Genomic DNA, 21,706 nt, shown 5'->3' on the forward strand with positions numbered 1-21,706 from the left:
CGCGGGGCCCGCGCCGCGCACCACAGTGTCCGGCGTGAGGGGTCCCGCGCCGCGCACCACAGTGTCCGGCGTGAGGGGTCCCGTCGACCCAGTGGTGCGGGTGACTGTGGTCGGCGAAGGAGAGGTCGGGGGTGGGGAGACCCGTCTCCCCACCCCCGACCCTTGCTGCCGCACCGGGCTCGGACCCTGCTGGCGGCGGCAGTCACGCAGCCACGGAATCCCGTGGTCCCGTCACCTGCGGAGTCATGCAGCCCCGCCGGTCCCGCACCCCGGGGAGTCACGCACGCGGAGTCGCCCTCCCGCAGGGTCGCGCAGCAGCGGAGTCGCCCAGTGCCGTGCCGGAGGACTCGCCCCGACCCACCAGTCCACCGACCCGCGGGACGTCGGGCTCAGCTCCTCGGAGTCGTCTCCCCTCCCGGGTCCGCAACGGCGACACCACCGACCTTGCGTCGCTTGGCGTAGGGCTCGGACTCCAACTCGGATCCCGAGGGGGCCGACGCGGGTGTCGCGGCCTCCAGGTTCGTGCCACGCATCTTGGAGACCCACTGCATGCCGTGGTAGATGACCACTGCGGCTCCCGTGCCCAGGGCGATGCCACCGAAGGTCATCCCGCCGGGGGACCAGGTGAAGTCCGCGATGGCGACGATCAGGGCGACGGCAGCGGTGTTGAGGTTCACCGGGTTGGAGAAGTCGACGCGGTTCTGCACCCAGATGCGCACGCCCAGCATGCCGATCATCCCGTAGAGGACCGTGCCGGCCCCGCCCAGGACGCCGTCGGGAATGGTGGCGATGACCGCTCCGAACTTCGGCATGAGGGACAGCACGAAGGCCACGCCCGCTGCCACGACGTAGGCGGCAGTGGAGTAGACCCGTGTGGCGGCCATGACGCCGATGTTCTCGGCGTAGGTCGTGGTGCCCGAACCGCCACCGGAGCCCGCCAGCATCGTGGAGATGCCGTCCGCGAAGAGCGCCCGACCGGTCAGGTGGTCCAGGTTCTGCCCGGTCATGGCCGACACGGACTTCACGTGCCCGACGTTCTCGGCGATGAGCACGAAGACGACGGGGATGAACAGGCCCAGGGTCGAGGGGTCGAAGGCGGGGGAGTGGAACTGGGGCAGGCCGAACCAGGCGGCCTCACCGATGGCGGTGAAGTCGACCTCGCCCTGGAGGCAGGCCACGACGTAACCGATCAGCACGCCCACGAGGATCGACAGTCGCCCGATGATGCCCTTGAACAGGACGGTGACCAGGCAGATCGAGACGATGGTGACCACGGCCGTGACCGGACCCTCCTTCACCCAGTTCCAGGCGGCGGGAGCCAGGTTGAACCCGATCAGGGCGACGATCGCGCCGGTGACCACCGGCGGCATGATGGCATCGATCCAGCGCACGCCCGCGAAGTGGACGACGATGCCGACCAGGGCCAGCGTGGCGCCCGTGGCGATGATGCCACCGAGTGCGTACTCCTGCCCCAGCGTCTGGGAGACCGCCAGGATGGGGGCGATCAGCGCGAAGGAGGATCCGAGGTAGGAAGGCAGGTGGCCCGCGGTGATGAGGAAGAAGAGCAGGGTGCCGATCGCTGAGAAGAACAGCGTCGTCGAGGGCGGGAAGCCGGTGATCAGGGGGACCAGGAAGGTCGCGCCGAACATGGCGACCACGTGCTGGGCACCGATGCCGAAGGTCCGCGGCCAGGAGAGGCGCTCGTCGGGGGCGACGACCTCGCCCGGTGGGATGGAGTGCCCGTCGCCGTGGAGCTTCCAACGGAACAGGGCATGGCTCGAGTCGCTCATGTGCGACGTCTCCGATCAGTCAGTGGGCTGGGCCGATGTACCGGTCGGAACCTCAGGATAGACGAGAGCGGGCACGCCCCCACAACCCATCCGACAACTGGTCATGCACAGGAGCAGACGCGCCATTGACCCTGTGATGACCCTCACCGGGACCTCCAGCCGCTGTGCCATGCTGGGGGCCGGACCAGGGGAGGACCAATGGAACACGATGCCTTCAGGCCGCCGGGCGACACCCGCCGGGTGGGCACACCCCGGCCGGCACCTGCCAGCTCCCCGGCCCCGGCATCCCCGACCGGTGTGCATGCATCCACCCCTGCCCCACCTGGTCCCCCACCGGGCGAGTCCACTCCTGCCACCGTCCCTCCTCGTCACCAACCTGCCTCGCCTGCCGGCAGGACTCCCCCACCCACCCCGGGCCCCGACGACAGCTTCGCCACCGCTCCTCGCACGGTCGGGGAGGCGGAGCTCGTCACCTCTCCCTTTCCCGGCACCGAGGACGTCGATCCGGCCACCGTCTTCCGAGGTCCCGGCTACACGTCTCCCCTCCCCCCGACGAACGGGCTGTCCACCACTGCCCTGTGGTTGACGGTGGTGGGGGTGTTCCTCCCTCCCCTCCTCGTCGTCTCGGGACTCCTCGGCGCCATCGGACTCGCCCGTGCGCCACGCCTCCACAGGGTCGGGGCCCGCCAGGGCGGTGCCGCGCTGGCCATCTCCCTGGTGCTGATCGCCCTGTGGGCCCTCATCTACGTCCTGGTCATCGCCAGCTGACCCACCCCCGGCCCACGGACCGGCGACGTTCCCCGGATCGCCTGCCCACTCCCCCGGGGCCCCGGCGGCGCCCGGTGCCCCGCCGCGCGACCACGGGACCGCCCGGTGGGCGGACCTTGGGCCCACACGCCCTCGCCACGCAGTGACCCCGACGCGCAGATACCGGCTGGGACAGACCACCGCGTGGCCCCTCACGCACGCCCGACCTCCACTTTGCCTACAGTTGAAGCATGAAGCCCTTCCTGCTCGTCTCCACCCGTCCTGAGGACGAGGCCATCGAGGCCGAACGCCGCTCCTTCCTCCGGGCGTCCGGACTCGGTGAGGACCAGCTCGAGCAGGTGCGCCTGGACCTGCTGGGGCTGCCCGACATCGACGTGCGTGCCTACTCCGGGATCATGGTCGCGGGTTCCCCCTACGGGACGACCACCCCGGACGAACGCAAGTCCGCCACCCAGAAGCGCACCGAGTCCGAACTTGAGCACCTCTTCACCCAGATCACGGATGCCTCCACGCCCTGCCTCGCCACCGGCTACGGCATGGAGGTCGCCGCGTGGCTGCGTGGCGGTGCGGTGACGACGAAGTGGGCGGAGCCACCCTCGATGGTGGAGATCATCCTCACGCGCGCCGGCGCCGAGGACCCCCTGCTCCGAGGCCTTCCCACCACGGGCTTCTCCACCTACGTCGGTCACCACGAGGCCGTCGAGGAGGCGCCCGAGGGAGCGGTGGTCCTCGCCCGCTCCCTGAGCTGCCCGATCCAGATGATGCGCCTGGCCCCCACCTTCTACGCCACCCAGTTCAACCCGGAGCTCGACTCCGACGTGATCAGCCAGCGCCTCAGCGCCTACGAGGACGCGGGCTACTCCGGGGCGGACGACCTCGCCTCGCTGGTCCTCATCGGCCGCAGCGGCGAGGGCCACCACCAGGCCGGTCGGATCCTCGCCAACTTCGTGGAGATGTTCGCCCGATGACCACTGCCGGGACGGATCCACGCGTCCTCTCGGAGCTCGTCGACCTGTGCCGCGGTCGTCGCCTGGCCGCACTCACCGGGGCCGGGATCTCCACCGACGCCGGTCTGCCCGACTACAGGGGGACCGGGTCCTCCGGGATGCCCACCGTCGACATCGACCTGTTCCTGTCCGACCCGATGTGGCGACGCTGGGTGTGGCAACGCAACCAGGAGACCTGGCGTGCACTCGAGACCCTGCCCCCGACTGCGGGCCACCTCGCACTGGCACGTCTGGAGGGGGCAGGTCTCCTGGAGGGTGTGGCGACCCAGAACGTCGACGGACTGCACCAGAAGGCGGGCTCCCGACGCGTGGCGGAACTGCACGGGTCCTTCCTGCTGGTCGACTGCCTCCAGTGCGGGCACCGGTTCCCCCGGGAGTGGTTGGACGCCCGCCTCCGTGAGGCCAACCCGTGGCTGGTCGACGACCCCGACCCCGCCCATGTCGCAATCCTGGCAGGGGTGGATCCCGCGGGTGCCCGCGCCGCACGCCTCAGCCTGGTCGACTGCCCCGACTGCGGGGGCATCCTCAAGCCGGACGTCGTGTTCTTCGGGGAGTCCCTGCCCGAGGCGGCCATGACCGATGCGTTCGCCATGGCGGACGCCTGCGACGTCCTCCTGGTGGTGGGCACCTCCGTGAAGGTCTCCACGGCGGTGTGGGTGGCCGGCCAGGCAGCCTCCTCGGGGGCGGACCTGGTCGTCATCAACCGCGGTCCCACGGATCTCGACCGCGATCCCTCGGTGGCCCTGCGTGTGGACGGCGGCGCGGGTGACTACCTGGAGGCATTGTCCGGGCAACTCCTCGGGGAAAGCTGAGCACGTCGGGAGACGCTGAGTTCCTCGGAGAGCGTCCGCATCCCACGGGGAACACAGATCACGGCGCGAATCGCTGAGTTCCTCGACAACCGCCTGGATCCCGCGGGTGACGCAGGGTTCCTCGGGGGAACGCCTGCCATCGGCGACCTCCGGCCTCCGCGCACCGGGTCCGTCCCGTGCCGGGAATGTCCCCCACGAGGCGGCCACGCCCTCGTCCGCGCTCGTCCCCGTGCCGGGGGACCGACCAGCGCGTGCCGACCACCGCGTGACAGCCGACCCGACGAAGGCGGGAGGGGTCCGCGGTGGCCGCGCTCAGCTCCGGACGGGGACCCTCACCAGAGGAAGTTCGACGGTTGGATGGGGCCCGTGTTCCCCGTCTGCCAGCCCTGACGCGCGAGGGCGAAACTCTGACCCGACACGGTGTTCCAGCAGGACACTCCCTTCGTGTCGGACAGGCATGCCGAGTTCCCGTTGACGGCGGTCGTGCCGTAGGGGAGCTGCGTGCCCGTCCCCTCGACGGAGATCCCACAGGCGCGGTCGGCCGAGTCGGCATCGGCGGTCAGGGCGAAGCTCTGCCCGTCGCAGTCCTGGAGGCCGTTCTGGACGTAGTTCTGCTCGACGATCGAACAGGTCACAGAGTCCGGCTGCAGGTCACAGGCGATGTTGCCCGACGGGGTGACGACCAGCGTCGCTGCCACCGCGCCGGCGGGTGCGGGGTACCGGACATCGACGGTGGAGGTCTCCTCGGGTGTGGGCGACGCCGGGGCAGTCGTCTCGGGGGAGCTCTGGGGTGTCGCCCCGGGCTGGTCGGACTCACTGCCGCCGGAGGCGCCACGGAAGATCGCCCAGACCACACCCGCCAGGACCACCGCCGCCACCAGCAGGATGACCAGGGCGGTCCTGGTCCCCTTCGAGAGTCCCCTGCCCGAGTCCCGGTCGGCGCTGCTGGGTACCCCCTGGGCGGGCGTCGCACCCGGAGCCACCGAAGCCGCGCTGCCCAGCGGCGCGAAGACGGGCGCTCCCGCACCCGCTGCCCCGGCTCCCGGGGAGGCGTGCCCGCGGGCCGCGAGCGCCTCGTCGACACGCGGGTCCCCCAGTGCGGCGAGCCAGTCCAGGAGCCCCTGGTAGGCGGCAGGGTTGGCGGCCACCGCAGGTCGCAGGTCGGGGTAGTGGAAGGCGATCTGGCGCAGGGTCTCCGGGTCTGCCCCGGGATCGGCGGCAGTCCCGGCCATTCCGGTGGGAGTGGGTCCCTCACCCATGTTCTCGTCCCCTCAGTCGTGCTCGTGTCTGACCACACCCTACGCGGACCGGTCGTGAGCGGTCATCCGGGCCCGTCGCCCGGTGTGGACCCGCGTCCATCCGGTTCCCTCCCCCTCCCCGCGGGGAGCGGACCCCGACACGGACGGCCCCGGACGGTGTCCTCGACCTGCTTCCCACTCATGCTCTCCCGGTCTCAGGCGGCACGGAAGGTGAACCCGGCGAAGCCCAGGGCCTCGATGTCGCGCGCCATCGAGCGCACCTGGTCCTCCCAGCCCACGCCATCGGCCCGGAAGCCCTCGGGTGCTCCCAGTGCGCGCGCCTGCTGCAGGGCGAAGTGGCGGAGTCCCAGGGCACGGGCCTCCCCGGCGATCGCCACCGCATCCACCGGGCCCCCGGGGTAGACGGTGACGCGGACCTCGTGGGCGACCTCGGGGTGCGCGGCCACGACGTGCAGGGACTCCCAGGCCTTCTCCCCCGCCCCCGGGCGGCCCGCGACCTCCTCGTAGTCGGCGGGCATGGCCTTGACGTCGATGCCGACCCAGTCCACCAGGCCCGCCCCGAGCAGCTGCTCCAGACGGTGGGGGTAGGGGCCGGCCGTGTGCAGCCCGACCTGGTAGCCCAGTGCGCGCACGCGCTCCATGGCGGCACCCAGGGCCACCTGGCGGGTGGCCTCCCCACCGGAGAAGACCACTCCGTCGAGGAGCCCGTGGCGGCGCGCCAACAGGTCCTCGACCTGTTCCCAACCCACCACGCCCGGCAGGCGGGGATCGAGGATCGCGTGGTTCTGGCAGTAGGGGCACACCCACGGGCAGCCCTGGAGGAACAGGGTCGCCACCAGCCTGCCCGGCCAGTCCACGCCGGACATGGGCTGCAGACCGGCGATCTGCAGGTCCTCCGCCCGGACGGGGAGGCGTCCGGGACCCCGGGGGGACGCGGAGACGCCCTCGTCAGTGGTCATCGTGCGCGCCCCCTCCGGGCTCTCACGCCCCCACGGCGGGGAAGGCGCTGACCAGCTCGCCGTGGCCGCCGGCTGCCTGCTCGGTGAACATCTGGCGCTCCGCGTACTCGCCCTTCTTGCCGATGTTGAAGGACTGGACGGGGCGGAAGTAGCCCATGACGCGCGTCCAGACCTCGCAGGGCTGGGGCTCGCGGTCGGGGTGGGCGGCGGCGCAGCGTTCGCACTCGAAGTGCTCGCCCGCCAGGTAGCCGTGGACGGGGCAGATCGAGAAGGTCGGCGTGATCGTGATGTAGGGGACCTTGAAGGCGGTGAGCGAGCGGCGCACCATCTGCTTGCAGGCCTCCCCGGAGCTCATGCGCTCCCCCATGTAGAGGTGGAGCACCGTGCCGCCGGTGTACTTGCCCTGGAGGACCTCCTGGTCCTCGAGCGCCTGGAAGGGGTCGTCCGTGGCCCCGACGGGGAGCTGGGAGGAGTTCGTGTAGTAGGGCTGTTCCTCGGTGCCGGCCTGGAGGATGCCGGGGAAGCGCTTGCGGTCCTCCTTGGCGAAGCGGTAGGTGGTGCCCTCCGCGGGCGTGGCCTCCAGGTTGTACATGTGCCCGGTGGACTCCTGCAGCTCCACCATGCGGTCGCGGACGTGGTCCAGGAGACGTTCGCACATGGCGAAGCCCTCGGGGTCGGTGAGGTCGTGGGCGTCGTCGGTGAAGTTGCGGACCATCTCGTTCATGCCGTTGACGCCGATGGTGGAGAAGTGGTTGTCGAGGGTGCCGAGGTAGCGCCGGGAGTAGGGGAAGAGGCCGCGGTCCATGTGGTACTGGATGGTCTCGCGCTTGCGCTCCAGGGTCTGGGAGGCCAGGTCGATGAGGTGGTCCATGTGGGCGACGAGGGCGTCCATGTCGCCCTTGTGCTCGTACCCCAGGCGCGCCATGTTCAGGGTGACCACCCCGATGGAGCCGGTCAGCTCCGCGGACCCGAAGAGGCCGTTGCCGCGCTTGAGCAGCTCGCGCAGGTCCAGCTGGAGGCGGCAGCACATGGAGCGGATCATGTGCGGGTCCAGGTCGGAGTTGATGAAGTTCTGGAAGTAGGGCAGGCCGTACTTCGCGGTCATGGCGAAGAGTCGGTTGGCGTTGTCGGTGTCCCAGTCGAAGTCCGGGGTGATGTTGTAGGTCGGGATGGGGAAGGTGAAGACGCGTCCGTCCGCGTCGCCCCCGCTCATCACCTCGATGAAGGCCCGGTTGACGAGGTCCATCTCCGGCTGGAGGTCGCCGTAGGCGAAGTCGCAGACCTCGTCCCCGATCAGGGGGTGCTCGTCGACGAGGTCGTCGGGGCAGGTCCAGTCGAAGGTGAGGTTCGTGAAGGGGCACTGCGAGCCCCAGCGGCTGGGGACGTTGAGGTTGTAGATCAGCTCCTGCATGCACTGGACGACCTGGTCGTAGGTCATGTCGTCCAGGCGCACGAAGGGCGCCATGTAGGTGTCGAAGGAGCTGAAGGCCTGCGCTCCGGCCCACTCGTTCTGCAGGGTGCCCAGGAAGTTGACGATCTGCCCGCACGCGGAGGAGAAGTGCTTCGGAGGAGCTGCCGCGATGGCTCCCGGGACCCCGTTGAAGCCCTCCTGGAGGAGGCGCTTGAGCGACCACCCGGCGCAGTACCCGGCGAACATGTCGAGGTCGTGGATGTGGATGTCGCCCGCGCGGTGGGCGGCGCCCGCGTCACGGCTGAAGACACGCTCGAGCCAGTAGTTGGCGACCATCTTGCCCGACGTGTTGAGGATGAGACCGCCGAGCGAGTAGCCCTGGTTGGCATTCGCGTTGACCCGCCAGTCGGAGCGGTCGAGGTACTCCTCGATCGTGCTGATGGCGTCGACGTCGTATCGCTGGCTCATGGGGCTCCTCCACCTCGGGTCGGTCCTTCGTGGTGTCCCCTGGGCGGTTCGGCGGAGGCCCTGGTCGGGCGGTGGACCGTGTTCGGGGACACGTCGGAGGACACTACATCTAGTGTCTCCAGGTACGTCACAACACTGTATCTAGGTGTTGGACGGGCGGCCGCGCCCATGGGCGTGTCGCGCCGGGGGAACTGTGGGGAAGCTCGCCCACCCCTGTCGGACGGGGCCGAAGGTCCCGGTGGGGGCGCCGAGGCTGCGCCGGTGGAGCACCGCCGCGCGACATCCCGGCCCGGTCCTTGACACCGCCCGCGACCGGGTCGCGGGACGGACGGAGGCCCTCCCCATAGGGTCCGGTCCGGCTCCTGTTCGGCTCCTGTCCGGCGGAAGGAGTGTGGCCGCGGTGCACGCGGTGATGACCGAGGCCGCGACGCCCCTCCTGCACGTGCCCGCCACGGTGGTCGCGACCTCACTGCACCGACTCTCCATCCGGGCAGTGGGCCCGACCCGGACCCGGCCGCGAACGACGGAGGGCGCCGGGTCGGATGACCGACCCGGCGCCCTCCCCGGACACTCCCGGTGACTCAGATGAGCCAGGGGTTCTTCTGGACGATCTCCAGGGACTTCCACCAGCGACCCAGGCCCCAGGTGTCACCGGCGTAGGTGAGCGCCACGAGGACTAGCGCCAGAGCGTAGATGACGTGGTAGTCGATGAGCGGGTTCGTCGCGGCATCACCCTGGCCGGTGATGAGCGGGAACTCGGCCAGCCACATGAGCGCCATGATGATGGAGCCCGACCAGGCGGCGACGCGCGTGCCGATGCCGAGCATGACGGCCAGGCCGACGCCGAGCATTCCGAGCATGAACAGGACATCGGTGACGGGCGAGGCGATGGCGCCGAAGAAGCCCGTCAGCGGCTTCCCGGCGTCCAGGTTGCCGAGGAAGCCCTGTGAGGGGTTGCCCCCGTTGATCCAGGCCCGCTCAGAAGGGGTGGAGTAGCCGAGGCCGAAGGTCTTGTCGAGGAAGGCCCACAGGAAGATGAAGCCCGTGGTCAGTCGCAGGGCCGCGAGGACCTTGCGGACGGTGGAGGAGGTGACGATCTCCTCCTCATGTGTGAGGGAAGTGGCAGAGGACATTGTTGGCTCTTGTGACTGATCTGTGGGTGGTTGGGCGGGTCTGGACGGGTGCACGCCGTTCTCTCGTCTATGTTCCTGGCTTGTCGAGAGTCAGTAACGAAACAGGGAGAACGGCGTGCAGGAAACCACCCTATGGCGAGGGCTGCTGGGAGTCGAGAAGACCACGGTCGTCGAGCAGGTCGAGTATGACGCGGACGAGGGCATCGTGGTCGCGTCGGTGCGTGCGTCGGGGAAGCTGAGGCCTCGGTGCGGGAGGTGCGGCAGACGTGCTGCCCGTTACGACCTCGGTGAGGGGCTGCGGCGGTGGAGGGCGCTGGACCTGGGCCCTGTCCCGGTGTGGCTGGAAGCGGAGGCGCCGCGTGTGAAGTGTACTGAGCATGGGGTGATCGTCGCGCAGGTGCCGTGGGCGCGTCACGGTGCCGGACACACGAGGTTCTTCGACGATCAGGTCGCGTGGTTGGCGACAGTGTCCTCGAAGTCTGCCGTGAGGGAGTTGATGCGCATCGCGTGGCGCACGGTCGGAGCGATCGTTGCCCGCGTGTGGGACGACACCGCCGCCGAGACCGACCTGTTCGCCGGGCTCACCCGCATCGGGATCGATGAGATCAGCTACAAGAAGGGCCACAAGTACCTCACCGTCGTCGTCTGTCACGACACCGGCCGACTCGTGTGGGCAGCGCCTGGGCGGGACAAGAAGACGCTGCGAGCCTTCTTTGACGCCCTGGAGGCCTCCGGGGCGGGCAGGTGCGCCCAGGTCACGCATGTCAGTGCGGACGGGGCGGACTGGATCGGCGACGTCGTGGCGGAGAAGTGCCCTCATGCAGTGCGCTGCGCTGACCCGTTCCACGTCGTCAAGTGGGCCACCGACGCCCTGGATGAGGTGCGCCGGCAGGCATGGAACGATGCCCGCAAGGCCGCCCGGGGTGAGCCGCGCCGCAACGTCGGCAGACCTCGCAAAGACGCACCCGCCAGACCCGCCAACGACACGGCCCGCAGGTTGAAGAACTCACGCTACGCGCTGTGGAAGAACCCTGAGGATCTCACCGAGAGGCAGACCGCGAAGCTCGCCTGGATCGCGCAGACCGACCCCAGGTTGCACCGCGCCTACCTCCTCAAAGAAGGACTACGGGTCGTCTTCAAGCTGCCCTACGAGCAAGCCATCGACGCACTGGAGCGGTGGATCTCCTGGGCCAGGCGATGTCGCATCCCCGCCTTCGTGAAACTCCAACGCTCGATCGTCAAACACCGCGAGAGGATCCTCGCCGCGATCGAGCACGGACTCTCCAACGGGCGCATCGAGTCCGTCAACACCAAGATCCGACTCATCACCCGCGTCGCGTACGGGTTCCGCTCACCCGACGCACTCATCGCCCTGGCCATGCTCACCCTCGGCGGCCACCGCCCCACCCTCCCCGGCCGACCATGACCCACGGAAGAGTCAGAAGCGCCACATTGTTGCTCCTGTTTGTCCCGGCCCAGCCGGGACATTGCTCGTGTTGTCGAAAGTGAAGAGATCTCGCCGCACCACGTCGGTGGGGCGGGCGTCCCGGACTCCTCCGCTGCGAACCGTGCTTCGGGACCCGTGCGTGCAAATCTTACCGTCACATGGAGGGTTCGGCGCCCACATGACGATCCCACGCCGACCTCGGTCCCAACCGATGTGGACAGCCTCACCTGACAACTTGCCTCTGACCAGCGCAAAGAGCCGAGTGACAGAGGTCCTGACCGCCTGAATCCGCGGTCAGACACCACCTTGCCAGGAGCGCGGAGGAGCCGGACACGCCCGTCGCCGGCCATGCGCGACGTGTCCACGAGTCATCCGGGGATGCTCGTGTCCATCGGGCGAACGCACAGCGGTGCGCCTCATGCCGGATTCACTCCCCGGGGCCACACGGGGACAAAGGTCCCATTCCGGGAACCTGATGCACATCCGGACCGGGTGACCTGCATCATCCGACCGGCCGGACGCCGGAGGGCCGCTCCCTCAGGACCAGCTGAGCCGGTCGACCTCGTGGACGACCACGCCCACGACTCCGGTCACCATCCCCGCGCAGCACAGCGCCAGGAGCCTCTCGCGCCAGGGGTGGGCGTGGAGGAATGTCGAGAAGCCGAACTCCGTCGCCCCCGGCATGGCCTGGGCGGGGAGGTCGCTCCCTGCCAGCGCCACGGTGATTCCGAGGGCCGCCAGGAGCAGGAGGACGAGGGCGATGACACCCATCGTGCGTCGCATGACGGTGCCGTGGCGGCCACGGTGCTCGACGGGTGCCAGGGCGAGGGCCCACGTCCCCGCCACTGCCACGGCGGCGATGACATCGGCCGGGCGGTGCCAGGCGTAGACCATGACGGTGATGCCCATGAGCGAGGTCCACAACCACCCCAGCCAGGCCGCAGGCGTGCGGAACCACTCGGGCGCGACGACGACCAGAGCCAGGGAGACCGAGGCCGCGAAGGTGACGTGCCCCGACGGCAGTGAGTTCTCCAGCACGGTGGACACGCCGAGGTCGGGGCGGTCGAGTGCGGCCTTGAGCAACTGTGTGGTGGCATTGGCCCCGAGGGCGATGCCCAGGGCCCTCCCGGCCAGCGTCGGGCGTCTGCGCAGCAGTGCGACCACCACCACGACGGCGGCCACGACCACGGACGCCTCCAGGGAGACGAGGCCCGTGACCACCACACCGAGGCGCCCGAGCGCCCCGTCCCACGACATCACCGACTCCATGAGGACGGTGTCCAGGGCCTGCCCGGTGGGGCTGCGCAGTGCGACCCACGCCAGGGTCCCCACGAGCAGGGCGCCCAGCACCGCGGCGCAGATGCGTCGCACCAATCGGGGGCGGTAGCCCTCGGGCCGTTGCGCCCAGTCGGCACCGGTCCGGGGTCCCGACGAGGGCGGCACCCGCCCCCCGCTGGCCTCTCCCGCGTCGCCGGGGCGCGATCCACCGGACCGGGACGTCCCCGGTTCCGTGGTGCCTCCGGCCTCCTCAGCCATGCGTCGTCCCCCTCGTGAATGACTTCCGCCCACTGTAGTGCTGGGCTCCCCGCGCTCCCGGGCCGCCCCTCGGCTAGGGTGTGTGGCGTCCATCGCGGGACAGCAGCCGACAAGGGGGAACACCGTGGCAGGACCGAGTCCGGTCAGCAGCGAGAGGATCCGGTCGATGCTCACCGTCCGTGACGTGAGCTTCGGCGAGTACGCCGAGTCCGAACTGGCGGTGCCCACCTCCAACGCGGTCTTCTTCTGGAACACGGCGAACCCCCAGATCCTGCAGCTGCGGGGTCAGTGGCGCGGCATCGCGGAGGACGACGCGCAGTTCACGGCGTTGGCCGAGGAGGTCGCGCAGTGCAATGCCCGCCGCACCGGCCCCAAGGCGTTCCTGGCCCCCTTCGAGGACGGTCGCCGCTTCGGTCTGGTCGCCGAGTGCAACATCGTGTCGATGTCCGGGCTCACCGAGGACCAGCTCACCAACTTCTGCGAGACCTCGATGGGGATGATCATGGGCTTCTTCCGCGACGTGGAGGAGACACACCCGGACCTGGTCGACTGGACGGCGGAGGAGGACGACCGATGAGCTCCGCACCCTTCGTGGTCCCCGACGACCCCACCACCCCCTATCCCGTGCCCTTCGACAGGCTCCTCTCCGTGGTCGCCTCCATGGGCTACGAGGTGGACGTGCTGGTCGAGGGCCGCGCCGCCGGGGCCGTCTTCGACGGCGTCCCCGTCCTCCTCAGCCTCGATGCCACCGGCCGCTTCCTCTCGGTGCGTGCGGTGTGGGACACGGGGATGGACCCGCGGTCCTCCGCCCAGGCCGTGTTCGCCGCGGCGGACGGGTGGAACAGGGAGAAGTACTTCCCCACCGTCTACTGGATCCCCTCCGAGACCGGCTCGCTGCAGGTGTGCGCGGACTTCATCGTGGACACCCGTCCCGGCCTGACCGACACGCAGCTGGCGGAGAACATCGGAGCGGGCGTCTCCACGGGGATCGGCGCCATCGGGTACATGAAGGAGGCCGCCACCCACGCGCTGGGATGGACCGAGCCCCGCGAGGGCGACTGAGGCAGACGTGTCGGAGGCCAGCAGCGTCCCTGTCACGGACCCTGCCGAACTGGTCGCCCTGCTGGAGGACCTGGGTCGGCGCGACGAGCGCCTCGTCCACATGCACGTCGTCCCGGCGCGCCCCGAGGTCCTGGCGCACTGGCCCACGTGGGTGCACCCCGGGGTCGTGGACGCCTACGGCGCCCTGGGGATCCGGCGCCCCTGGTCCCACCAGCGCGAGGCGCTCGATGCCGTCCACGCAGGCCACGACACGGTGCTCGCCACCGGGACGGGATCGGGGAAGTCCCTGGCGGCGTGGGTACCGATCCTCTCCGACCTCGCCACTGCAGCGGGGACGGCCCGCATCTCCGAGGTGCACCGTCGGCCCACCCTGCTGTACATGTCCCCCACCAAGGCGCTGGCCGCGGACCAGTTGGCCGCCCTCGAACGCCTCCTGGACGGGAGCGGGCTGCAGGTGCGGGCCTCCACCGCCGACGGGGACACACCCCGGGAGGCCAAGGAGTGGGCGCGCGGACACGCCGACGTCCTGCTGACCAATCCCGACTTCCTCCACTACGTCATGCTCCCCGGCCACGAACGCTGGACGCGTCTGCTGGCCTCCCTGCGCTACGTCGTCATCGACGAGCTCCACCACTGGAGGGGCGTCACCGGCTCCCACATCGCCCTGGTCGTGCGACGACTGCTGCGCATCGCCCACCACCTGGGGGCCGATCCCGTGGTCGTCATGCTCTCCGCCACCGTGCGCGACCCCGCCCTGGTGGGGGAACGCATGACCGGGCGCCACGGGGTGGTCGCCATCGACCGCGACGGCGCGCCCGCGGGTGCCCACCACCTGGCCCTGTGGCAGGGGGCGCTCATGCGCGACGAGGCCGAGGTGTCCATCGAGTCCTTCCTGGCGGCCGTCCAGGGGGAGGAACCCCTGGTGCTGGAGGCCCCGGTGCAGCGCCTGTCCGCACCGACGGAGGCCGCGAACCTCACCGCGGCCCTGTTGGAGCACGGGGCGCGCGTGCTGACCTTCGTCCGCTCGCGCCACGGCGCGGAGACGGTGGCGGCACAGGTGAGGGACCGCCTCTCCTCACACGGGTCACCGCTGTCCGGGGCGGTCGCGGCCTACCGGGGTGGCTACCTGCCCGAGGAGAGGCGCGCGCTGGAGCGCGACCTGCGCAGTGGCGGCCTGCGCGCCCTGGCCACGACCAGTGCCCTGGAGCTCGGCCTCGACGTCTCCGGTCTGGACGCCACGGTCACGGCCGGCTGGCCCGGGACCCGTGCGTCCCTGTGGCAGCAGATCGGCCGTGCGGGCAGGGCGGGCAACGAGGGCGTCTCGGTGCTCATCGCCTCCGACAACCCCCTGGACAGCTACCTGGTCCACCACCCCGAGGCCGTCCTCGCCGAGGTCGAGGCCTCCGTCATCGACCCCTCGAACCCCTGGGTGCTGGCACCCCACCTGTGTGCGGCGGCCGCCGAACTGCCCCTCACGGAGGAGGACCTGGCGGTCTTCGACCTGCCCGACACCTCCATGTTCGAGGAGCTCACGGCGCAGGGCTGGCTGCGGCGACGCTCACGGGGCTGGTACTGGGACGTGACCCGGGAGGGACGCGCAGCGGACCTCACGGACCTGCGCGGATCCGCCGGGGACGTCCAGATCGTGGAGGCCGGTTCCGGTACGGTCATCGGCACGGTGGACGACTCCTCCGCCGATGCCCAGGTGTTCCCCGACGCGATCTACCTCCACCAGGGACGCAGCTACCACGTCCTGGAGCTCTCCCCCGTCACCGAGGGGTCCCGCCAGCGGATGGCCGTGGTGGAGGAGGTGCGCACCCGGCTGCGCACGCGCGCCGCCCAGCACGTCTCCGTGGAGGTCGTCTCGGAGGAGAGGTCCTGGACCTGCCCCGACGGCTCGGTCTCCTGGCACTTCGGCGAGGTCGACGTCTCCACCCGGGTCACGGACTTCGACCTGTTGCGTCTGCCGGGCCTGGAGTTCATCCGCAACCAGGAACTGCACATGTCCACCCACACCCTGCCCACGCGGGCGGCGTGGTACACGCTCTCACCTGCGGGGGCGCGCCTGGCGGGGATCCCCCCGGCCGATCTGCCCGGTGCCCTGCACGCCGCCGAGCACGCGGCCATCGCCCTGCTGCCACTGCTGGCGAACTGCGACCGGTGGGACCTCGGTGGGCTCTCCACCGCCGACCACGAGGACACCCACGCCCCCACGGTCTTCGTCCACGACGCCTACCGGGGTGGCGCGGGGTACTCCGCCCACGGGTTCGACCACGCCCGGGAGTGGATCACGGCGACCCTGGAGGCCGTCTCGACATGTCCCTGCGAGGACGGCTGCCCCGCATGCATCCAGTCCCCCAAGTGCGGCAACGGCAACGAACCCCTGTCCAAGTCGGGGGCGATCGCCCTGCTGCGCCACGTCGCTGACCGCTGCCCTCCGGAAATCCCAGCGAACTCATAGGTTCCACTGACGTTCCCCCAAGATTCGGTGCCTACATTGTTGGTCATCGGGAACAGAGGTTCAGGGATCCAGAAGGGGTCCGCAGAACCGGAAAGGGACGCTCATCGGGAAGACTCGCACTGTGTTGATGGGATGCCTCAAGGGGTCGGTCTTCGGACCGGCCCCTTCTGGCGTCCCCACTCCGCGAAGTCCGCTCTGTTCTGGGCTCGAAGTCCGCTCTGATCTGGGCTCGAAGTCCGCTCTGTTCTGGGCTCGAAGTCCGTCCTGTTCTGGGGTTGAAGTCCGCTCTGATCTGGCCTTCAGGTCAGGAACGCCCACTGCGACTCCGCGGTGTGGGTGGGAGTGGGTGGTACGTCCGTTCGGCGTGCTGGAATGCACCCAGTTTCACGACACAGGGACCCGACACCGACGCCACGTGCAACTCACTTCAGCCCTGACCTGCACCAATGTCACCGCCCTCATCTGGGTACCCAATTCCCGCAGGGAAACTGGGTGCGCCGCATTCCGGCACACGTAGAGGCCACAGGGAGCGGGACGTCCCTCCGAAGGACCGAGACTGCGGGTGCCGACACCAGAGACGGGTGAGTCCCGTAGCGTGGTGTCACTTCCCGCGGGGTTCTCGTCGTTGTTGACGTAAGAGGGCCATCGTGGGAGACCCAAGTTGTTTCCGCCAAGAAGCAAGGAAGTGATCCCACGATGACCCAGTACCAGTCTGCCTTGTCGACCTTGATCGGCGAAGTCCTCGCCGACCCCGACCTCGCGCATCAGGACGTGTTCCGGCGGATGTTGCAGGCCGGCCTGCAGGACCTGATCAACGCGGAAGCGACGGTCAGGATCGGCGCTGCCCCGCACGAGCGCACCTCGGAGCGCACGACTCGCCGCAACGGCACCCGCCCGAAGACCCTCGCGACCCCGGCCGGGGAGGTCGACCTCGCGATCCCGAAGCTGCGTGAGGGATCGTTCTTCCCCTCGCTGCTGCACCCGCGACGCCGGGTCGATAAGGCCCTCTACGCGGTGATCTGCCAGGCCTGGATCGACGGCGTCTCCACACGCAAGGTCGATCAGCTGATCCGCGCCCTGGGTAACGACACTGGCATCTCAAGATCGACGGTGTCGCGGATCTGCGGCGAGATCGACGAGGCGGTGCAGGAGTTCTTGTCTCGTCGGATTGACCACACCTGGTTCCCGTACCTGTTCCTCGACGCCACCTACCTCGACGTCCGCCACCGCGGCCGCGTCGTCTCTCAAGCCCTCGTCGTCGCCACCGGTGTCAGCGGCGATGGGCGCCGGGAGATCCTGGGCATGGCGCTCGGGGACGCGGAGACCACCGACTTCTGGACCGAGTTCCTCCGCTCGCTCCGGGACCGCGGACTCAAGGTCGCCACCGACGCCGACCCGCTCGGCGTGACCCTCGTCACCAGCGACGCCCACGCCGGCCTGAAAGCCGCCGTCAAGGCGATCCTGCCCGGCGCCGGATGGCAGAGATGCCGGGTCCACTTCGCCCGCAACGTCACCCAGCGCCTCGGGTCGGCCCGTTCCAAGCCGGTCAACGCGTTGATCTCGACGATCTTCGCGCAGACCACGGCCGAGGCCGTCACCGCCCAGTACAAAGCCGTCGCCGAGAGCCTCCGCGGCTCGTTCCCCGAGATCACCGAAATGCTCGAGGCAGCCGAGGCTGACCTGACCGGGTTCGCTCCGCTGCCCCGAGAACACTGGCAGAAGGTCTGGTCGAACAACCCGATCGAGCGCCTGAACCGCGAGATCAAACGCCGCGCGGACGTCGTCCAGATCTTCCCTGACCGCGACTGCGTGACCCGCCTCATCGGCGCCGTACTCCAGGAGCAGCACGAGGAATGGAGCTACGGCGAACGCCGCTACTTCTCCGACATCTCGATGCGCAAACTCGTCCACACCCTGCACCAGCACACCGACCCCGCACACCCCGACCTCTACCTCACCGCCTGACCACCACACACCAGAAGAAACAACAGCAGTGACACCACACCACGGGACTTGACCTGTCCGTGCTATTAGTGTCACTGTAAGTCTGACAGGAGGAGATAGAACTATGGCGAAAATCATCGGCGTATCGAAGTTTGAACGGCTCTTTCGGGAGGCAGCCGGCCTGGACGTGGACAAGAACGACCTGGCGCGGCTGAACGATTTCGTGCGGCAGAAGGTCTACGATCTGTTGCTGGCGGCGCAGGCCACGGCCAAGGACAACCAGCGAGACGTCATCCAGCTGCACGACCTGCCGCTGACGCTCGGCTTCAAGGAGAGCATGCGGGCCTTCGACGGGCTGGACACCGCACTGGAGCTTCAGCCTATCCTGGATCAGCTGGTAGCCCTGCCCCCGCTCGACCTGGCCTACAGCTATGAGATGGAAGCGGAGTTGCCGCGCCTGGTCGGCGGGCTGACGGTGGCGCTGGCACGTGCCTTCAAAATCCTCGATCCTAAGGTCAAAAACCCGCAGAGCGTGCACTGGGAGCGGGCCAAGGCTATCTTTGACCTGCTCTTTTAGCGTGCCGGACAAGACCTCGATTCGGGTTGCGCGTGGCAGGTCCAGCACTGCGTCAGCGGGAGGCCTGGCCGCGGGTGAGTCCAATAGCGTGGTGTCAATTCCCGCGGGGTTCTCGTCGTCGTAGACGGTGAAGGGCCATCGTGGGATGACCAGTTGTTTCCGCCAAGAAGCAAGAAGAGTGATCCCACGATGACCCACAACCAGTCTGCCCTGACGACCCTGATCGGCGAAGTCCTCGCCGACCCCGACCTGGCCCACTCGGACGTGTTCCGGCGAATGCTGCAGGCCGGCCTGCAAGACCTGATCAACGCGGAAGCGACCGTGAAGATCGGCGCGGCCCGTTACGAACGCACCCCGGAGCGGACCACCCGCCGTAACGGCACCCGGCCGAAGACCCTCGCGACCCCGGCCGGGGAGGTGGACCTTCAGATCCCGAAGCTGCGGGAGGGGTCGTTCTTCCCCTCGCTGCTGAGCCCGCGCCGCCGGGTCGACAAGGCGCTCTACGCGGTGATCTGTCAGGCCTGGATCGACGGCGTCTCGACCCGCAAGGTCGATCAGCTGATCCGCGCCCTGGGTAACGACACTGGCATCTCAAGATCGACGGTGTCGCGGATCTGCGGTGAGATCGACGAGGCGGTGCAGGAGTTCCTTTCCCGCCGGATCGATCACACTTGGTTCCCGTACCTGTTCCTCGACGCGACCTACCTCGACGTCCGCCACCGCGGCCGGGTCGCCTCGCAGGCCCTCGTCGTCGCCACCGGCGAGGGCAGGCGGGAGATCCTCGGGATGGCGCTCGGTGACGCGGAGACCACCGACTTCTGGACCGAGTTCCTCCGCAGCCTCCGCGACCGCGGACTCAAGGTCGCCACCGACGCCGACCCGCTCGGCGTGACCCTCGTCACCAGCGACGCCCACGCCGGCCTGAAAGCCGCCGTCAAGGCGATCCTGCCCGGCGCCGGATGGCAGAGATGCCGGGTCCACTTCGCCCGCAACGTCACCCAGCGCCTCGGGTCGGCCCGTTCCAAGCCGGTCAACGCGTTGATCTCGACGATCTTCGCGCAGACCACGGCCGAGGCCGTCACCGCCCAGTACAAAGCCGTCGCCGAGAGCCTCCGCGGCTCGTTCCCCGAGATCACCGAAATGCTCGAGGCAGCCGAGGCTGACCTGACCGGGTTCGCTCCGCTGCCCCGAGAACACTGGCAGAAGGTCTGGTCGAACAACCCGATCGAGCGCCTGAACCGCGAGATCAAACGCCGCGCGGACGTCGTCCAGATCTTCCCTGACCGCGACTGCGTGACCCGCCTCATCGGCGCCGTACTCCAGGAGCAGCACGAGGAATGGAGCTACGGCGAACGCCGCTACTTCTCCGACATCTCGATGCGCAAACTCGTCCACACCCTGCACCAGCACACCGACCCCGCACACCCCGACCTCTACCTCACCGCCTGACCACCACACACCAGAAGAAACAACAGCAGTGACACCACACCACGGGACTTGACCTGTCCGTGCTATTAGTGTCACTGTAAGTCTGACAGGAGGAGATAGAACTATGGCGAAAATCATCGGCGTATCGAAGTTTGAACGGCTCTTTCGGGAGGCAGCCGGCCTGGACGTGGACAAGAACGACCTGGCGCGGCTGAACGATTTCGTGCGGCAGAAGGTCTACGATCTGTTGCTGGCGGCGCAGGCCACGGCCAAGGACAACCAGCGAGACGTCATCCAGCTGCACGACCTGCCGCTGACGCTCGGCTTCAAGGAGAGCATGCGGGCCTTCGACGGGCTGGACACCGCACTGGAGCTTCAGCCTATCCTGGATCAGCTGGTAGCCCTGCCCCCGCTCGACCTGGCCTACAGCTATGAGATGGAAGCGGAGTTGCCGCGCCTGGTCGGCGGGCTGACGGTGGCGCTGGCACGTGCCTTCAAAATCCTCGATCCTAAGGTCAAAAACCCGCAGAGCGTGCACTGGGAGCGGGCCAAGGCTATCTTTGACCTGCTCTTTTAGCGTGCCGGACAAGACCTCGATTCGGGTTGCGCGTGGCAGGTCCAGCACTGCGTCAGCGGGAGGCCTGGCCGCGGGTGAGTCCAATAGCGTGGTGTCAATTCCCGCGGGGTTCTCGTCGTCGTAGACGGTGAAGGGCCATCGTGGGATGACCAGTTGTTTCCGCCAAGAAGCAAGAAGAGTGATCCCACGATGACCCACAACCAGTCTGCCCTGACGACCCTGATCGGCGAAGTCCTCGCCGACCCCGACCTGGCCCACTCGGACGTGTTCCGGCGAATGCTGCAGGCCGGCCTGCAAGACCTGATCAACGCGGAAGCGACCGTGAAGATCGGCGCGGCCCGTTACGAACGCACCCCGGAGCGGACCACCCGCCGTAACGGCACCCGGCCGAAGACCCTCGCGACCCCGGCCGGGGAGGTGGACCTTCAGATCCCGAAGCTGCGGGAGGGGTCGTTCTTCCCCTCGCTGCTGAGCCCGCGCCGCCGGGTCGACAAGGCGCTCTACGCGGTGATCTGTCAGGCCTGGATCGACGGCGTCTCGACCCGCAAGGTCGATCAGCTGATCCGCGCCCTGGGTAACGACACTGGCATCTCAAGATCGACGGTGTCGCGGATCTGCGGTGAGATCGACGAGGCGGTGCAGGAGTTCCTTTCCCGCCGGATCGATCACACTTGGTTCCCGTACCTGTTCCTCGACGCGACCTACCTCGACGTCCGCCACCGCGGCCGGGTCGCCTCGCAGGCCCTCGTCGTCGCCACCGGCGAGGGCAGGCGGGAGATCCTCGGGATGGCGCTCGGTGACGCGGAGACCACCGACTTCTGGACCGAGTTCCTCCGCAGCCTCCGCGACCGCGGACTCAAGGTCGCCACCGACGCCGACCCGCTCGGCGTGACCCTCGTCACCAGCGACGCCCACGCCGGCCTGAAAGCCGCCGTCAAGGCGATCCTGCCCGGCGCCGGATGGCAGAGATGCCGGGTCCACTTCGCCCGCAACGTCACCCAGCGCCTCGGGTCGGCCCGTTCCAAGCCGGTCAACGCGTTGATCTCGACGATCTTCGCGCAGACCAC

The 21,706-nt window shown here is 69.0% G+C and carries 18 protein-coding genes; 12 read left to right on the plus strand and 6 right to left on the minus strand.

Annotated elements, in window-relative coordinates; translation table 11 throughout:
- Positions 1-389: 389 nt before the first annotated feature.
- Complete coding sequence (locus BQ9890_RS10705; protein WP_075891424.1) at positions 390-1,790, minus strand: uracil-xanthine permease family protein; 1,401 nt, start codon at positions 1,788-1,790, stop codon at positions 390-392.
- A 597-nt stretch (positions 1,791-2,387) separates the two neighbouring features.
- Between BQ9890_RS10705 and BQ9890_RS15690 the strand changes: the two genes are divergently transcribed.
- From BQ9890_RS15690 to BQ9890_RS10720, 3 genes are all read left to right on the plus strand, one after another.
- Positions 2,388-2,558, plus strand: a complete 171-nt coding sequence (locus tag BQ9890_RS15690) for a hypothetical protein (protein ID WP_154671913.1) — start codon at positions 2,388-2,390, stop codon at positions 2,556-2,558.
- 230 nt (positions 2,559-2,788) lie between these two features.
- Entirely contained in the window at positions 2,789-3,526 is a 738-nt protein-coding gene (locus BQ9890_RS10715; RefSeq protein WP_075891428.1) for a glutamine amidotransferase-related protein, read from the plus strand.
- Positions 3,523-4,377, plus strand: coding sequence for an SIR2 family NAD-dependent protein deacylase (locus tag BQ9890_RS10720; RefSeq protein ID WP_075891430.1), 855 nt, complete (start codon positions 3,523-3,525; stop codon positions 4,375-4,377). The genes BQ9890_RS10715 and BQ9890_RS10720 overlap by 4 nt, the downstream gene beginning before the upstream one ends.
- A 332-nt stretch (positions 4,378-4,709) precedes the next feature.
- Here BQ9890_RS10720 and BQ9890_RS10725 read toward each other — a convergent pair whose 3' ends face one another.
- The 4 genes from BQ9890_RS10725 to BQ9890_RS10745 form a co-directional block, all read right to left on the minus strand.
- On the minus strand, positions 4,710-5,636 hold the full coding sequence (locus tag BQ9890_RS10725; protein ID WP_075891432.1) for a variant leucine-rich repeat-containing protein: 927 nt from the start codon (positions 5,634-5,636) through the stop codon (positions 4,710-4,712).
- Positions 5,637-5,830: 194 nt separating this feature from the next.
- Positions 5,831-6,595, minus strand: coding sequence for an anaerobic ribonucleoside-triphosphate reductase activating protein (locus BQ9890_RS10730; protein WP_075891434.1), 765 nt, complete (start codon positions 6,593-6,595; stop codon positions 5,831-5,833).
- A gap of 22 nt (positions 6,596-6,617) precedes the next feature.
- The gene (locus tag BQ9890_RS10735) at positions 6,618-8,474 is read right to left on the minus strand and encodes a ribonucleoside triphosphate reductase (RefSeq protein WP_075891436.1); all 1,857 of its coding nucleotides are present in this window, start codon (positions 8,472-8,474) and stop codon (positions 6,618-6,620) included.
- A 581-nt stretch (positions 8,475-9,055) separates the two neighbouring features.
- Complete coding sequence (locus tag BQ9890_RS10745; protein WP_075891440.1) at positions 9,056-9,607, minus strand: DoxX family protein; 552 nt, start codon at positions 9,605-9,607, stop codon at positions 9,056-9,058.
- A 115-nt stretch (positions 9,608-9,722) separates the two neighbouring features.
- Between BQ9890_RS10745 and BQ9890_RS10750 the strand changes: the two genes are divergently transcribed.
- Positions 9,723-11,033 (plus strand): ISL3 family transposase, encoded by a 1,311-nt coding sequence (locus BQ9890_RS10750; RefSeq protein WP_075891442.1) that lies wholly within the window; start codon positions 9,723-9,725, stop codon positions 11,031-11,033.
- A gap of 558 nt (positions 11,034-11,591) precedes the next feature.
- On the opposite strand, the gene BQ9890_RS10755 is transcribed toward BQ9890_RS10750, so the two are convergent.
- On the minus strand, positions 11,592-12,590 hold the full coding sequence (locus BQ9890_RS10755) for a phosphatase PAP2 family protein (RefSeq protein WP_143226316.1): 999 nt from the start codon (positions 12,588-12,590) through the stop codon (positions 11,592-11,594).
- A gap of 124 nt (positions 12,591-12,714) precedes the next feature.
- On the opposite strand from BQ9890_RS10755, the gene BQ9890_RS10760 reads away from it, so the two are divergent.
- The 8 genes from BQ9890_RS10760 to BQ9890_RS10795 all read left to right on the plus strand — a co-directional run.
- Positions 12,715-13,167, plus strand: a complete 453-nt coding sequence (locus BQ9890_RS10760) for a YbjN domain-containing protein (RefSeq protein ID WP_326844913.1) — start codon at positions 12,715-12,717, stop codon at positions 13,165-13,167.
- Positions 13,164-13,652 carry a YbjN domain-containing protein gene (locus tag BQ9890_RS10765; protein ID WP_075891448.1) on the plus strand — a complete coding sequence of 163 codons (489 nt, stop codon included), beginning with the start codon at positions 13,164-13,166 and terminating at the stop codon, positions 13,650-13,652. The genes BQ9890_RS10760 and BQ9890_RS10765 overlap by 4 nt, the downstream gene beginning before the upstream one ends.
- A 100-nt stretch (positions 13,653-13,752) precedes the next feature.
- Entirely contained in the window at positions 13,753-16,113 is a 2,361-nt protein-coding gene (locus BQ9890_RS10770; RefSeq protein ID WP_078062583.1) for a DEAD/DEAH box helicase, read from the plus strand.
- A 696-nt stretch (positions 16,114-16,809) separates the two neighbouring features.
- Entirely contained in the window at positions 16,810-18,078 is a 1,269-nt protein-coding gene (locus BQ9890_RS10775; protein ID WP_075891452.1) for an IS256 family transposase, read from the plus strand.
- Positions 18,079-18,181: 103 nt separating this feature from the next.
- On the plus strand, positions 18,182-18,634 hold the full coding sequence (locus tag BQ9890_RS10780; protein ID WP_075891454.1) for a DUF1931 family protein: 453 nt from the start codon (positions 18,182-18,184) through the stop codon (positions 18,632-18,634).
- 189 nt (positions 18,635-18,823) lie between these two features.
- Entirely contained in the window at positions 18,824-20,083 is a 1,260-nt protein-coding gene (locus BQ9890_RS10785) for an IS256 family transposase (protein ID WP_075891456.1), read from the plus strand.
- A gap of 103 nt (positions 20,084-20,186) precedes the next feature.
- Entirely contained in the window at positions 20,187-20,639 is a 453-nt protein-coding gene (locus BQ9890_RS10790) for a DUF1931 family protein (RefSeq protein ID WP_075891454.1), read from the plus strand.
- A gap of 189 nt (positions 20,640-20,828) precedes the next feature.
- On the plus strand, positions 20,829-21,706 hold an 878-nt coding region (locus BQ9890_RS10795), incomplete at its 3' end, for an IS256 family transposase (protein ID WP_075893072.1).

The sequence above is a fragment of the Actinomyces provencensis genome, from assembly GCF_900155435.1.
Taxonomy (GTDB): domain Bacteria; phylum Actinomycetota; class Actinomycetes; order Actinomycetales; family Actinomycetaceae; genus Pauljensenia; species Pauljensenia provencensis.